The 13,355-nt window shown below is 65.4% G+C and carries 14 protein-coding genes and 1 pseudogene; 10 read left to right on the top strand and 5 right to left on the bottom strand.

Going from position 1 to position 13,355, the window contains the following annotated elements; all coding sequences use genetic code 11:
• Nucleotides 1–4: 4 nt before the first annotated feature.
• A complete protein-coding gene (locus tag C4S70_RS14945; protein ID WP_104008956.1) occupies nucleotides 5–343 on the bottom strand; it encodes a P-II family nitrogen regulator in 339 nt (112 codons plus the stop codon).
• A 249-nt stretch (nucleotides 344–592) separates the two neighbouring features.
• Between C4S70_RS14945 and C4S70_RS14940 the strand changes: the two genes are divergently transcribed.
• Nucleotides 593–2,815, top strand: coding sequence for a transglycosylase domain-containing protein (locus tag C4S70_RS14940; RefSeq protein WP_104008916.1), 2,223 nt, complete (start codon nucleotides 593–595; stop codon nucleotides 2,813–2,815).
• Here C4S70_RS14940 and C4S70_RS14935 read toward each other — a convergent pair whose 3' ends face one another.
• Nucleotides 2,816–3,424, bottom strand: a complete 609-nt coding sequence (locus C4S70_RS14935; RefSeq protein ID WP_104008915.1) for an MlaC/ttg2D family ABC transporter substrate-binding protein — start codon at nucleotides 3,422–3,424, stop codon at nucleotides 2,816–2,818. It lies immediately after the preceding gene.
• A 3-nt stretch (nucleotides 3,425–3,427) separates the two neighbouring features.
• Nucleotides 3,428–4,198: an MlaA family lipoprotein gene (locus tag C4S70_RS14930; RefSeq protein ID WP_327315702.1), complete on the bottom strand. Its 771-nt coding sequence runs from the start codon at nucleotides 4,196–4,198 to the stop codon at nucleotides 3,428–3,430.
• A gap of 161 nt (nucleotides 4,199–4,359) precedes the next feature.
• Here C4S70_RS14930 and C4S70_RS14925 point away from each other — a divergent pair, with 161 nt between their 5' ends.
• The 6 genes from C4S70_RS14925 to C4S70_RS14900 all read left to right on the top strand — a co-directional run bounded on the left by C4S70_RS14925 (nucleotide 4,360) and on the right by C4S70_RS14900 (nucleotide 10,264).
• Entirely contained in the window at nucleotides 4,360–6,105 is a 1,746-nt protein-coding gene (locus C4S70_RS14925) for a type I secretion system permease/ATPase (RefSeq protein WP_407656748.1), read from the top strand.
• Entirely contained in the window at nucleotides 6,102–7,424 is a 1,323-nt protein-coding gene (locus tag C4S70_RS14920; RefSeq protein ID WP_104008914.1) for an HlyD family type I secretion periplasmic adaptor subunit, read from the top strand. The genes C4S70_RS14925 and C4S70_RS14920 overlap by 4 nt, the downstream gene beginning before the upstream one ends.
• An 85-nt stretch (nucleotides 7,425–7,509) precedes the next feature.
• Nucleotides 7,510–7,968: a RidA family protein gene (locus C4S70_RS14915; RefSeq protein WP_104008913.1), complete on the top strand. Its 459-nt coding sequence runs from the start codon at nucleotides 7,510–7,512 to the stop codon at nucleotides 7,966–7,968.
• A complete protein-coding gene (locus tag C4S70_RS14910) occupies nucleotides 7,965–8,735 on the top strand; it encodes a glycerophosphodiester phosphodiesterase family protein (RefSeq protein ID WP_104008912.1) in 771 nt (256 codons plus the stop codon). Before C4S70_RS14915 ends, C4S70_RS14910 begins: the two co-directional genes overlap by 4 nt.
• Before the next feature lie 51 nt (nucleotides 8,736–8,786).
• The gene (locus tag C4S70_RS14905; protein ID WP_104008911.1) at nucleotides 8,787–9,974 is read left to right on the top strand and encodes a GNAT family N-acetyltransferase; all 1,188 of its coding nucleotides are present in this window, start codon (nucleotides 8,787–8,789) and stop codon (nucleotides 9,972–9,974) included.
• On the top strand, nucleotides 9,971–10,264 hold the full coding sequence (locus tag C4S70_RS14900; protein ID WP_104008910.1) for a 4a-hydroxytetrahydrobiopterin dehydratase: 294 nt from the start codon (nucleotides 9,971–9,973) through the stop codon (nucleotides 10,262–10,264). Before C4S70_RS14905 ends, C4S70_RS14900 begins: the two co-directional genes overlap by 4 nt.
• Before the next feature lie 20 nt (nucleotides 10,265–10,284).
• Here the strand turns inward: C4S70_RS14900 and C4S70_RS14895 are convergent, their stop codons facing one another.
• Nucleotides 10,285–10,776: a peroxiredoxin gene (locus tag C4S70_RS14895; RefSeq protein WP_104008953.1), complete on the bottom strand. Its 492-nt coding sequence runs from the start codon at nucleotides 10,774–10,776 to the stop codon at nucleotides 10,285–10,287.
• 95 nt (nucleotides 10,777–10,871) lie between these two features.
• On the opposite strand from C4S70_RS14895, the gene C4S70_RS14890 reads away from it, so the two are divergent.
• Nucleotides 10,872–12,083, top strand: a complete 1,212-nt coding sequence (locus tag C4S70_RS14890; protein ID WP_104008909.1) for an NAD(P)/FAD-dependent oxidoreductase — start codon at nucleotides 10,872–10,874, stop codon at nucleotides 12,081–12,083.
• Nucleotides 12,080–12,637, top strand: a complete 558-nt coding sequence (rsmD, locus tag C4S70_RS14885) for a 16S rRNA (guanine(966)-N(2))-methyltransferase RsmD (RefSeq protein WP_104008908.1) — start codon at nucleotides 12,080–12,082, stop codon at nucleotides 12,635–12,637. The genes C4S70_RS14890 and rsmD overlap by 4 nt, the downstream gene beginning before the upstream one ends.
• A gap of 204 nt (nucleotides 12,638–12,841) precedes the next feature.
• Here rsmD and C4S70_RS19470 read toward each other — a convergent pair whose 3' ends face one another.
• Nucleotides 12,842–12,949 (bottom strand): type I restriction enzyme endonuclease domain-containing protein, encoded by a 108-nt coding sequence (locus C4S70_RS19470; RefSeq protein ID WP_160114890.1) that lies wholly within the window; start codon nucleotides 12,947–12,949, stop codon nucleotides 12,842–12,844.
• 69 nt (nucleotides 12,950–13,018) lie between these two features.
• On the opposite strand from C4S70_RS19470, the pseudogene C4S70_RS14875 reads away from it, so the two are divergent.
• A pseudogene (locus C4S70_RS14875) lies at nucleotides 13,019–13,216 on the top strand (transposase); the annotation flags it as partial.
• Between the last annotated feature and the right edge of the window lie 139 nt (nucleotides 13,217–13,355).

Raw genomic sequence — 13,355 nt, 5'->3', positions numbered from 1 at the left:
CAGGTCACAGCGCGTCCTCGTCGGTTTCGCCGGTGCGCACGCGCATCGCCTTTTCCACGTCCAGCACAAAGATCTTGCCGTCGCCGATCTTTCCGGTTCTGGCCGTGCTGGCGATGGTTTCGACCACCGCGTCGGCCTCGGCCGCGGGCACCACGATTTCCAGCTTGACCTTGGGCACGAAATTCACCTCGTATTCCGCGCCGCGATAGATCTCGGTATGGCCCGACTGCGAGCCGAACCCCTTGATTTCCGTCACCATCATGCCGCGCACGCCGGCATCGGTCAGCGCCGCGCGGACCTCCTCCAGCTTGAACGGCTTGATCGTCGCAATGATCAGTTTCACGTCTTTCCCCTTCAATTGGCAGGTCATCCGCCACGGCCCAAGAACATCGCTGCAGCGCGAAAAATGAAACGAAACCGCCCGCTCCTCCGATCATTCCATCTGGAAAACTGCACAATTTTTGCACTATTTTGACCAGATGATTATTTTTTCATCACCTCCTGAACCGCATCCATGCGGAAACCGCCCCTCTACAATCCGGGCAAGGCGGGTTAGATTGGCGCAAACAATCGACACCGGGCAGGGTTGAGCATGTCTGAGTCCAAGCGCCGCACGCCCCGGCTGGTTGCGGAAAAGCGCGCGTCATCGGCCAAGCGGACGAAGAAATCCGCCGCCAATCGCAAGGCCGGCGCCAAGCGGAAACCGGTGACCACGCGCAAGCCGCGGGCCGCGCGAAAATCGACACGCCGGCGACCGCCATCGGGTCGCTCCGGTGGGCTGCGCGGGGCGCTCAGGGCGGCGCTGCGCTGGGTATTCGGGCTGGTCTGGGCGGTCACCTGGCGCGCGGGTCTGGTGGTGTCGATCATCGTCGGCCTGGCGGTTGCCTATCAATACGTCAATCTGCCGGACGCCCGCGACCTGCTGGACGGGCGCGCGCGCGGCTCGGTGACGATGCTGGACCGCAATGGAGAGGTCTTTGCCTGGCGCGGCGATCAGTTCGGCGGCGCGATCACCACCGACACCGTCTCCCCGCACCTCAAGAACGCGATCGTGGCGACAGAGGACAAGCGGTTCTATCATCATTTCGGGGTGGACCCGATCGGGATTGCCGGCGCCATCCGCATCAACCTGTCCGAGGGGCGCGGGCCGTTGCAGGGCAATGGCGGTTCGACCATCACCCAGCAGACCGCCAAGCTGTTGTGCCTGGGCCGCCCCTATGATCCGAAGCAGTGGAAATCCGAAGCCGAATACGAAGCCGACTGCCGCCAGACCACCCTGTGGCGCAAGATCAAGGAGGCGGTCTTTGCCATGGCGATGGAAGCCAAGTATTCCAAGGACGAGATCCTGACGATCTACATGAACCGCGCCTTTCTGGGTGCGGGCACGCGCGGCTTCGAGGCCGCCGCGCAGCGCTATTTCGGCAAGTCGGCGGCGGAGGTGAACCCCGCCGAGGCGGCCATGCTGGCGGGGCTTCTGAAGGCGCCCACGCGTTATGCGCCCACCAACAACCTCGCCCGCGCCCAAGGCCGGGCCAACCTGATCATCGGGCTGATGGAGGAACAGGGCTATCTGACCCCGCAGCAGGCGGCCTTGGCCCGCGCGCATCCAGCCGAGCTGTCCGAGGCCGCTCGCGCCCGCGCGGGAGGGTATTTTGCCGACTGGCTGATGGGCGAGATCCCCAGCTATTTCGGCGACAACACGACAGAGGACGTGGTGATCCGCACGACGCTGGATCCACGCATCCAGGCTTCGGCCGAAGAGGCGCTGCAATTCGTGTTCCAGGAACGCGTGCGCGAGGGGTCGAAGGCGCAGGCGGCGATCGTGGTGATGTCGGCCGACGGCGCGGTGCGGGCGATGGTGGGCGGGCGCAAGACGCGCGTGTCGGGCGTGTTCAACCGCGCCACCCAGGCCCGGCGTCAGACCGGGTCGGCGTTCAAGCCCTTCGTCTATGCCACGGCGCTGGATCTCGGCCAGCCGCCCTATGGCTCGCCGTTGGACACGGTGCTGGACGAACCTTTCTGCGAAAACATCCCCGGATCGGGCCGGTGGTGCCCCAAGAATTACTCGGGCAAGTATTACGGCGAAGTCACGCTGACCCGGGCGCTGAGGGATTCGCTGAACGTTCCCGCCGTGAAAGTGGCCGAGGCCGTGGGGCTGGAAAACGTTCGCAAGGTGGCCAACGGTTTCGGCCTGAGCGGCGATCTGGCCGAGGGACCGGCGCTGGCGCTGGGGGTGTCAGAAGCCACGCTGATCGAGATGACGGCAGCCTATGCGGGGATCCTGAACGGCGGTCAGGCGGTCAAACCCTATGGTCTGGTCGAACTGCGCCTGCGCGGCGACGACGCGCCGCTGATGGGCGCGGGCGGCGGCATCCGGGAACGGGTGATCCGCGAATCCGCCGCGCGACAGCTGATCTGGATGATGGAAAAGGTCGTCTCGCAGGGATCGGGCCGCCGCGCCGCCCTGCCCGACCGCCAGGCCGCCGGCAAGACCGGGACCACCCAGGCCGCGCGGGATGCCTGGTTCATCGGCTTTACCGCGGATTATGTGGTGGGCGTATGGATGGGATACGACGACAACACGCCGCTGTCAGGCGTCACGGGCGGCGGTCTGCCGGCCGAGATCTGGCGCGAAGCGATGCAGCGCATCAACGAAGGCCTGCCGCCCCGCCCGCTGCCGATGGACCCGCCTTCACCGCCGACGCGCCCCCGCGGAAACGACCCGATCGGGGGGCTGGGCCGGGCCGTGGACCAGCTGCTTCAGGACATTTTCGGCGGTGGCGGCGGGCGACCCGCGCCCACCGTCAACCGATGATCAGCCCGCGCGCCTGAGATCCCTGATCATCGCGTCGATGTCGCCGCGGCGTGCGTCCAGCATCGCGCCTATCTCGGTCCGCTCGGTCAGAAGCATGTTCACCCCTTCGACGAACATGTTGAAGAACTTGTCCTTGCCGGTGCGCTCGGACACCAGGAAGGTGACTTCGAACGGCGCCTGCCCGCGCAGATAGGCGATGGTCTTGACCTCGTACCACCTTTTCACCTTTCGCACGCTCTGCACCTCGAGCCTGCCGCCGATGAATTCGCGAAACCGCTTGCCGTATTTGCGTGCAAGGTAGGACTGAAACGCCTTGCTGAACGCCTTTTTCTGCGCCGCCGTTGCGCGGCGCCCGTCCGCCCCCAGCGCATAGGCGGCGATATAGGCCGTATCGGCGTATTTGGCGAAGATGCGCTCGAAATCGGCATACATTGCCTCTTCGGGCTTGCCCGAGGCGATGACGCGGTTGATGTCGGTCACCACCTGGTCGATCAATTGCCGGGCACGGGCCTCGGTCAGCGCCGCGACCGCGGCGCGCGGCAGCGCCGCAGTCGAGAGCGCGGCGGCGGCGATACCGGTCATCACGGTGCGGCGGTTCAGGTCATTCATGGCTCAAAATCCCTCGGTATCCAGCGCATATGGATCAATCTCGCTGGCGGCGTCCGTTTCCCCCAACTCGAACCGCCGGTTCTGCAGGTAGATCGTGCGCAACTGTGCGTAACTGTCCGCGCTGTCATATAGGATCGAATCCACCACGTCGGAATAGCGCCCGCGATTTCCCATCTGGTCAAGCGCCCGGGCCCAGACGCCGATGTTCTTGATCGGGCGCTGCGGCGCATAGGACAGCGGATTGGTGAACAGATCGGTGACGACCCCGATCGCATCCCGCGAGGTCGATGGGCCATAGATCGGCAGCATGACGAAGGGGCCTTCGCCAAAGCCCCAGACATGCAGGGTTTCGCCGAAATCGGTGTCGGCCGGCGGAATGCCGAAATCGGTCGCCGGATCGGCCAGGCCGGCAAAGCCGATGGTCGAGTTCAGCGCGAATCGCAGCGCAGCCGTTCCCGCCCGTTTGAAATTTCCTTGCAGCAAGGAGTTCACGAAGGCCGACGGCATCGACAGATTGTCGGAAAAATACGTCACGCTGTCGAGCATCGGTTCGGGTACGACCGTCGTGTAACCCTTGGACGCGGACCGAACGAAAGCCTTGTCCAGCGCCACGTTGAAGCCGTGGATCTTGCGGTTCGTTTCTTCGTAGGGGTCATACACGGCCCCGCTGGTCTGCGCGCCGGGTGTCGGCGCGGCACAGGCGGACAGCAGAGCGACCGACAGCACGGCAAGCGCCGACAGGATGCGTTCCGGTATCAATCCGATGCGTTTCAAGACGTGTTCCGATCATGTCCTTGAGCGGGAATCAGCAAAGCTTCAACCATATCAATGGATCTTGGTTCAAAGATGGCGAGCTTTGACTTACTCGAAATGTGGCGAATTTGAAACAGGTCTTCCAAAGACCGCCGCAAATGGGCGGCCCGAATGAAATCCGGATGGAAGGATATCACGTGACCCACGGCCCCATGCAGGGAAGAGACGAACTGAAACGGGCCCTCGGACAGGGCCGGCATCTGTATTGGTTCGTCGCGCTTTTCAGCTTTTTCGCCAACTTGTTGATGCTGACCGGGCCGCTTTACATGCTGCAGGTCTATGACCGCGTGCTGGGCAGCCGGTCCGAGGCAACGCTGATCGCCCTGACCCTTCTGGTCGCCTTCCTTTACGGCGTGATGGGGATTCTCGACTATTCGCGCGGGCGAATCATGGCGCGGCTCGGGGCGCGGTTCCAGTCCGCGCTGGACCGGCGCGTGTTCGATGCGATGGTGCGCCGGTCCGCCGTGTCGAACGATCCGGTAGCGCAGACCGGGCTGGCCGATCTGGAATCGGTGCAGCGGCTGATCGCTTCGCCGGTGCTGATGTCGATCTTCGACCTGCCCTGGACGCCGGTCTTTCTGTTCGGGATCTTCATCTTCCACCCCTGGCTGGGTTGGCTGGCGGTGGCGGGCGGGGCGCTGCTGATCCTGATCACGCTGTTCAACCAAATCTTCTCGCGGACGCCGGTGCTGAAAGCCGGCATCGCCACCCAAAGGGCCGGGCTGGTCGCCGACGAAATCCGCAACGAGGCCGAGACGATCCAGTCCATGGGCATGCGTGGCGCCGCCTTCCTGCGCTGGAAGGGACGCCGTGACGAATCGCTGACGGAAACCGTGAAGTCGGGTGATGTCTCGGGCAGGTTTTCCAGCCTCACCAAAACCCTGCGCCTGTTTTTGCAATCGGCAATGCTGGGGCTGGGCGCCTATCTGGTGCTGCGGGGCGAGGTCACCGCCGGCACGATGATCGCCGCGTCGATCCTGCTGGGGCGGGCGCTCGCGCCGATCGAGATCATCATCGGCCAGTGGCCGCTGGTGCAACGCGCCCGGCGTGGCTGGAAGACCCTGGCCGAACTTCTGGGCAAGGTGCCGCCAGAAGCACCCCGCACCGCCCTGCCGAAACCCCGGGCGCGTCTGCAGGTGCAGGGGCTGACGGTGGTGCCGCCGGGCGACACGCGCGCGCAACTGAAATCGGTGTCCTTCACCGTCGAGCCGGGACAGGCGGTCGGCGTGATCGGACCATCGGGTGCGGGCAAATCTACGCTGGCGCGTGCGCTCACCGGCGTCTGGATGCCGGCGGGCGGCGCGATCCGGTTGGACGGGGCGACGCTGGACCAATACGATCCCGACGTGTTGGGCCGCCATGTCGGGTACCTGCCGCAACAGGTGCGGCTCTTCGAAGGCACGATCGCCGAAAACATTGCCCGGCTGGACCCGAACCGCGACGACGAAAAGATCGTCGCGGCCGCGAAAAAGGCCGCCGCGCACGAGATGATCCTGCAGCTCCCCGACGGCTATGACACGATGGTCAGCCCCGGTGGCGGCCGGATGTCCGGCGGGCAGATGCAGCGGATCGCGCTGGCCCGTGCGCTCTATGCCGACCCGGTGATCGTGATCTTGGACGAGCCGAACTCGAATCTCGATGCCGAAGGCTCGGCGGCCTTGAACCGGGCGATCCGGCAGATCAAGGAAGACGGCCGCGCGGTGATCATCATGGCCCACCGCCCCGCCGCGATCCAGGAATGCGACACGCTGCTGGTGCTGGAACACGGGACGGCCACGGCCTTTGGCCCCAGGGACGAGGTGCTGCGAAAGATGGTCGCCAACCACGAACAGCTGCAACGCGCGACCGCGCTGGGGAGCGTGCGATGACCCGGTGGCGCGAGACGGCCGAAACGCGGAAATGGTCCGCCACCGGCCCGGTCCTGTTGGGACTGTTCGGCCTGCTGCTTCTGGTCGGCCTCTTCGGCACCTGGGCGGTGACGACGACGATTTCCGGCGCGGTGATCGCGCCGGGGCGGATCGAGGTGGATCAGAACCGGCAGGTCGTCCAGCACCCCGACGGCGGCGTCGTGGCCGAAATCCTGGTGGATGAAGGCGACCGGGTGGAACAGGGTCAACCCCTGATCCGGCTGGATGCCAAGCTGCTGCTGTCCGATCTGCGCGTCATCGAGGGGCAGCTGTTCGAACTGATGGCCCGCCGCGGCCGGCTGGAGGCCGAACGCGACGGGTCCGACACGATCCGCTTTGCCCCCGAGCTGGTCGCGGCGGCGCAGGACAGACCGGAGATCGCCGACCTGATCGCCGGGCAGGAACGCCTGTTCGAGGCCCGCCGCGCGTCAACCGAGAAGGAAATCGAACAGCTGCAAAAGCGGCTGGGACAGATCCGCAATCAGATCGAGGGCATCGAGGCGCAGCAGAAATCGCTCCGCACGCAGCTGGAGCTGATCGACGCGGAGCTGCAGAACCAGCAGAGACTGCTGGACCGCGGGCTGGCGCAGGCGGCGACGGTGCTGAACCTGCGCCGCACCGCGGCCAACCTTGACGGCACGCTGGGCGAGTTGAAGGCGAGCAAGGCCCAGGCCGAGGGGCGGATCACCGAGATCGAGATCGAGATCCTCAAGCTGCGCACCCGCCAGCGGGAAGAGGCGATCAGCCGGCTGCGCGACCTGCGCTATCGGGAACTGGAGCTGGCCGAACAGCGCCGGTCGCTGCAGGAACGGCTGAACCGGCTGGATATCGTGGCCCCCGCATCGGGCGTGGTCTACGGGCTGCAGGTGCGCACGCCCCGTTCGGTCATCCGCCCGGCCGATCCGCTGTTGTTCATCGTGCCGCAGGACCGGCCCCTGGTGATCGCGGCTCAGGTCGATCCCCTGCATATCGACGAGGTGGGCATCGGCCAGCCGGTGACGATCAACCTGTCGGCGCTGGATACCCGCACGACGCCGACGCTCGAAGGGACGGTTACCAAGGTGTCGGCCGATTCCTTCGACGACCCCGATCGCGGACGGTCCTATTACAGGGTCGAAATCGTCCTGAATGACGGAGAACTGGACCGTCTGCCCGAGGGCACGCATCTGGTGCCGGGGATGCCCGCCGAATCCTTCATCCGCACGCGCGACCGATCGCCGCTGGCCTATCTGATCAAGCCGTTCGCCGACTTTTTCAACAAGGCGTTCCGCGAAACCTGAACGGAATGACGCATTCGGGCTTTTCCGGCCCGTCGCCTGCGGCTAGCGTCCGGGGCGAAGCGCACCCATATCGGAGAACGAAATCATGAGCATCGAAGGCAAACTGGCCACAATGGGCATCACCCTGCCGGACGCGCCGGCGCCCGCTGCCAATTACGTGCCCTATGTCAAGGTCGGCGATCTGGTCTTTGTCTCGGGCCAGATCTCGAATGACGAAAACGGGCTCATCACCGGCAAACTGGGCAACGACATGGATGTCGAGGCCGGCGCAGCCGCCGCGCGGCGCTGTGCGATCAACCTGCTGGCCCAGGTCAAGGCCGCCTGCGACGGCGATCTCGACCGGCTGGTGCGGGTGGTAAAGCTCACCGGGTTTGTCAACTCGACGCCCGACTTCACCGATCAACCCAAGGTGGTCAACGGCGCCTCGGACTTTCTGGTCGAGGCTCTGGGCGATGCCGGCCGGCATTCCCGGTCCGCCGTCAGCGCCGCGGCGCTGCCGCTGGGCGTGGCCGTCGAAATCGAAGGAATTTTCCAGATCCGATGATACCGCGCCTGCCCTCTGTCTTTCTCGAGGTTCCGATCGCGCACCGTGCCCTGCACGACAACGCGCAAGGCCGGCCCGAAAACAGCCGCGCGGCGATCCGCGCGGCGATCGCGGCGGGCTACGGCATCGAGATCGACCTGCAACCCAGCGCCGATGGCCGGGCGCTGGTGTTTCACGACTATTTCCTTGACCGCCTCACCGCGCGCGAAGGCCGCGTCGATCACCTCAGCGCCGAGGAAGCCGGCGAAACCGCCCTGTCGCATGGCGACGGAGAGGGCATCCCCACCCTGACCGAGATCCTCGAGATTGTGAACGGCCGCGTGCCGCTTCTGATCGAGCTGAAGGATCAGGACGGCTTCATGGGACGCAATATCGGCCGGCTCGAGGCCGACGCCGCCAGGGTTCTGGCCAACTATGACGGCCCCGTGGCGGTGATGAGCTTCAACCCCCACACCGTGGCCGAGATGGCCCGGATCGCCCCCCGCCTGCCGCGCGGGCTGGTCACCTGCAACTATGACCCCCGCCAGTGGCACCTGCCGGCCGAGATCTGCGACCGGCTGCGCGGTATCCCCGATTTCGCCTCAAGCCTGGCCGCCTTCATCAGCCACCGGGTGACGGACCTTGATCGGCCGCGCGTGACGCAGCTGCATGACGAGGGCGTGCCGGTGCTGTGCTGGACCGTGCGATCGCAAGCGGTGGAACTGGAGGCGCGCAAGCGGGCCGACAACATCACCTTCGAGGGCTATCTGGCGGATATTCCGGCTTGATCCGACGCGGGGCGCGCCCACATAGTCCCACGGACCCGGGCGGAGCGACGGATGGATCAGGCGAGCATCGAAATCAGGGTATCGCAACACCTCGCGCAGATCGGCGCCGAGGCGTGGGATGCCTGCGCCTGCCCGGAGACGGCCGATGGCGGGCGGCCGCTTGACCCGTTCACCACCTACCGGTTTCTGTCGGCGCTCGAGGACAGCGGTTCGGTCGGTCCCGGTACCGGATGGCAGCCGCAATATCTGACCGCGCATCTGGACGGGCAGATCATTGCCTGCGCCCCGATGTACCTGAAATCCCACAGCCAGGGCGAATACATCTTTGACCATGCCTGGGCCCATGCCTACGAACGCGCGGGCGGGCGCTATTATCCAAAGCTGCAGATCGCGGTGCCCTTTACCCCGGCCACGGGGCGGCGGTTTCTGGTGCGCCCCGGTTACGAAACCATCGGCCTGTCCGCGCTGGTGCAGGGCGCGGTGCAGTTGGCGGCCGACAATGGCCTGTCCTCGCTGCATGTCACCTTCTGCATGGCGCAAGAGGCCGAGGCGGGCCGGAGGATGGGTCTGATGGCGCGGGCCAGCCAGCAGTTCCACTGGGAAAACCGGGGATATGCCGATTTTGATGCCTTCCTCACCGATCTTTCGTCCCGGAAACGCAAGACCCTGCGCAAGGAACGCCGGCAGGCCAACGATTTCGGCGGCGAAATCCGTCTCTATACCGGCGACGACCTGCGGCCCGAGCATTGGGATGCGTTCTGGGACTTCTATCAGGACACGGGGGCGCGCAAATGGGGCTCGCCCTATCTCACCCGCGCCTTCTTCGATCTCGCGCAGGAACGGCTGCGCGACGACATCGCGCTGTTTCTGGCCGAACGCGACGGCCGGCCCGTCGCCGGCGCACTGAACCTGATCGGGCGCGAGACGCTATTCGGTCGCTACTGGGGCTGCATCGAACATCACCCGTTCCTGCATTTCGAACTGTGCTATTATCGCGCCCTCGAGCTTGCCATCGAGATGGGGCTGAAACGGGTCGAGGCCGGCGCCCAGGGCGAACACAAGCTGGCGCGCGGCTATCTGCCGGTGCAGACGCACAGCCTGCACTGGATCGCCGATCCGGGCTTTGCCGAGGCGGTGGCCCGCTATCTGGAAGCCGAAGCCGAAGCCGTGGGAGAGGAAATCGAGATCCTGACGGATTACGGCCCGTTCAAAAAGGCCCATGTGGAGGAGCACCAATGACCGAACTGCTGTCCGACGAAGCCCGCAAGATGCTGTTGCAGCCGCTCATGGAAAACGGCTGGTCCATGGTGGAGGGCCGCGATGCCATCGCCAAGACCTTTACCTTTGGCAATTTCGTGGACGCGTTCGGCTGGATGACGCGGGTGGCGATCTGGGCCGAGAAATGGAACCACCACCCGGAGTGGAAGAATGTCTACAAGACGGTCGAGGTGGTGCTGACAAGCCATGACGCGGGCGGGCTCAGCGCGCTGGACGCCAAGCTCGCCCGCAAGATGGACAGCCTCGTCTGAGGCGCCGCCCCCGCCGTGGTTCAGCCCATCGCCGCGAGCAATCCCTCGCCCGCAGTCGCCTCGCACACGCCCCGGGCGGTTTCGGTCTGCAGGATCTTCACCTCGCCATCCTCGACCAGCATCGCATAGCGGATCGACCGGCCGATGAGCCCCGCCGGCGGCGCGTCGAACGCCATGCCGATCGACCGCGTGAAGGATCCGCCCGCATCCGACAGCATCGTGATTCCAGCCGCGTTGGCCCCGGTCGATTCGCCCCAGGCATGCATCACGAATGGGTCGTTGACGGAAATGCAGATGATCTCTTCCACGCCCTTGTCGGCCAGCTGATCGCGGGTGCGAATGAAACTAGGCACATGGGCCGAATCGCAGGTCGGTGTGAACGCGCCCGGCAGGGCAAAGATCACCACCTTGCGCCCCTTCACCTTGTCGGCCAGCGCAACCGGTTCAGGGCCGTTTTCGCCCATCCGCAGCAATGTGGCCTCGGGCAGCCTGTCGCCTGTCGAAATCGTCATGGTCTGATCCCTCATGGAATTGCGTTTCCGTATCTCGAGACTATAGGTTCGCCGGGAACGAAGGCCACGGGGAAGTTGGGGAAGGCAAGGGCAAGATGAGTCATATCGTCGTGATCGGCGCTGGGCAGGCGGGTTGCTCGCTGGTGGCAAAGCTGCGCAAGGAGGGGTTCGAGGGCCGGATCACCCTGATCGGGGCCGAACCCGCCCCCCCCTATCAGCGCCCGCCCTTGTCCAAGGCCTATCTGCTGGGCGAGATGACGCGCGAGCGGCTGTTCCTGCGGCCCGAGAGTTTCTATGCCGAACAGGACATCGATCTGCGGCTGGGCACGCCGGTCACCGCCATCGACCGCGATGCGCGCACCGTGGCCCTGGGCGACGAGGTGCTGGCCTATGACCAGCTTGCGCTGACCACCGGCAGCGACCCGCGCCGCCTGCCCGCCGCGATCGGCGGCGATCTCGGCGGTGTCTTCACGGTGCGCACCCTGGCCGATATCGACGCCATGGCCCCGCATGTGGTCGAAGGCGCCCGCGCGCTGATCGTGGGCGGCGGTTATATCGGGCTCGAGGCCGCCGCGGTCTGCGCGAAAAAGGGGGTCAGGGTGACGGTGGTGGAAATGGCCGAACGCATCCTGCAACGGGTCGCCGCCAAGGAGACCAGCGACTATTTCCGCGCCCTGCATGCCCGCCACGGGGTCGAGATCCGCGAAGGTCTGGGGCTGGAGCGTCTTATCGGCGTCGAGGGCAAGGTGACCGGCGCGGTGCTCGCCGACGGCAACGAGCTGGAGGTGGATTTCGTAGTGGTGGGGGTCGGCATCACCCCCTCCACCGCGCTGGCCGAGTCCGCGGGTCTCGCCATCGACAACGGCATCGCGGTGGACGCGCTCGGCCGCAGCTCGGACCCGGCGATCTGGGCCGCAGGCGACTGCGCCTCCTTCCCCTGGCGCGGGGGGCGGCTGCGGCTGGAAAGCGTGCCCAACGCCATCGACATGGCCGAATGCGTGGCGGCCAACATGCTGGGCGCGGGCACGCCTTACGCGCCCAAGCCCTGGTTCTGGTCCGACCAGTATGACGTCAAACTGCAGATTGCCGGGCTCAACACCGGCTATGACCGCGTGATCACGCGGCCCGGCGACGGGCAGTCGGTGTCGTTCTGGTATTACCAAGGCGACACGCTGCTGGCGGTGGACGCGATAAACGACCCGCGCGCCTACATGATCGGCAAGAAACTGATCGAAGCGGGCCGCTCGCCGGATCCGCAGGCCGTGGCCGATCCCGGCACCGACCTCAAGGCCCTGCTCCGCCCATGAGGATCATCGCAGGCCGGTTCCGGGGCCTGACGCTGGCCTCGGTGGGCAAGGGCGACCGGGGCGCCCATCTGCGCCCCACCTCCGACCGGGTGCGCGAGGCGCTTTTCAGCATGCTCGAATCGCGCGGCGCCGTGGCCGGCGCGCGGGTGCTGGACCTCTTCGCCGGCACAGGCGCGCTGGGGCTCGAGGCGCTCTCGCGCGGGGCCGAACAGGCCGCATTTGTCGATGACGGCCGCGTGGCGCAGGATCTGATCCGCCGCAACATCTCCCTCACGGGGACCGAGGACCGCACCCGGCTGATCCGCCGTGACGCCACCCGCCTGCCCCCCTGCCCCGACGCGCCTTATGGCCTCGTGTTCCTCGACCCCCCCTATGGCAAGGGCCTGGGACAACGTGCGCTCGACGTCTCCCGCGCCGGCGGCTGGATCGCCGCCGGAGCCCTGATCCTGTGGGAAGAAAGCGCCCCCATGCCCCCGCTCGTTGGGTTCGAGCTTCTGGACGCCCGCCGCTACGGCGACACCCATGTCACCCTGATGCAGGCTGTCACCGTTTGACCGAAAGCCCCCCACGCCGGAGCCAAACCAGAACCCGGCCCATGCCATAAATATTGAAATCCTGTCGACGGCGCCATGACCGCGCCGCATCTATTCAAAAGGCTGGTTCAATCAGCGCCGTCGTTTCGAGATATCCTGGAAGTCGAATTGAAAAACCGCACATTCGGATTGAATGTGCGGTTTCGCGGCATCTTTATTCTCTTGTCATCTGCCGAGTTCGGAAGCGATGGCCTCGGCCTGTTTCAAGACGGTCTTTACCGCCTCCTGTGCCAGATCCGGCGGATACCCATGTCTTTGCAAGATCTTCTTCACGGCAACTGACCTGCCACGGGATTTTTCCTCCACCTGGGATTAGAGTCCGCCCCAACGAAGGGACAGACAATGAAGCGAACGAGATTCTCGGAAGAACAGATCATCGGCATCCTGACCGAGCATGAGGCGGGGGCGAAGTGCGCCGATCTGTGCCGCAAGCACGGGATGTCGGAAGGGACGTTCTACAACTGGAAAGCCATGTATGGCGGCATGAAGGTGTCCGACGCCAGGCGACTGAATGAGCTACTCCCCGAAAATCGGACGCTGACGTAGGCTACAAATTGCTGTCTGCTGATCTTCGACGAAGAGGAGATCAGAGATGTCGAAACGGAAGCAGCATTCGCCGGAGTTCAAGGCGAAGGTAGCGCTTGAGGCGCTGAAGGGTGAGCAGACGGTCGCTGAGCTG

Source organism: Jhaorihella thermophila (assembly GCF_900108275.1).
Classification (GTDB): Bacteria; Pseudomonadota; Alphaproteobacteria; order Rhodobacterales; family Rhodobacteraceae; genus Jhaorihella; species Jhaorihella thermophila.
Note: the sequence above shows the minus strand (reverse complement) of the source record. Positions and strands in the feature narration are given on the sequence as shown.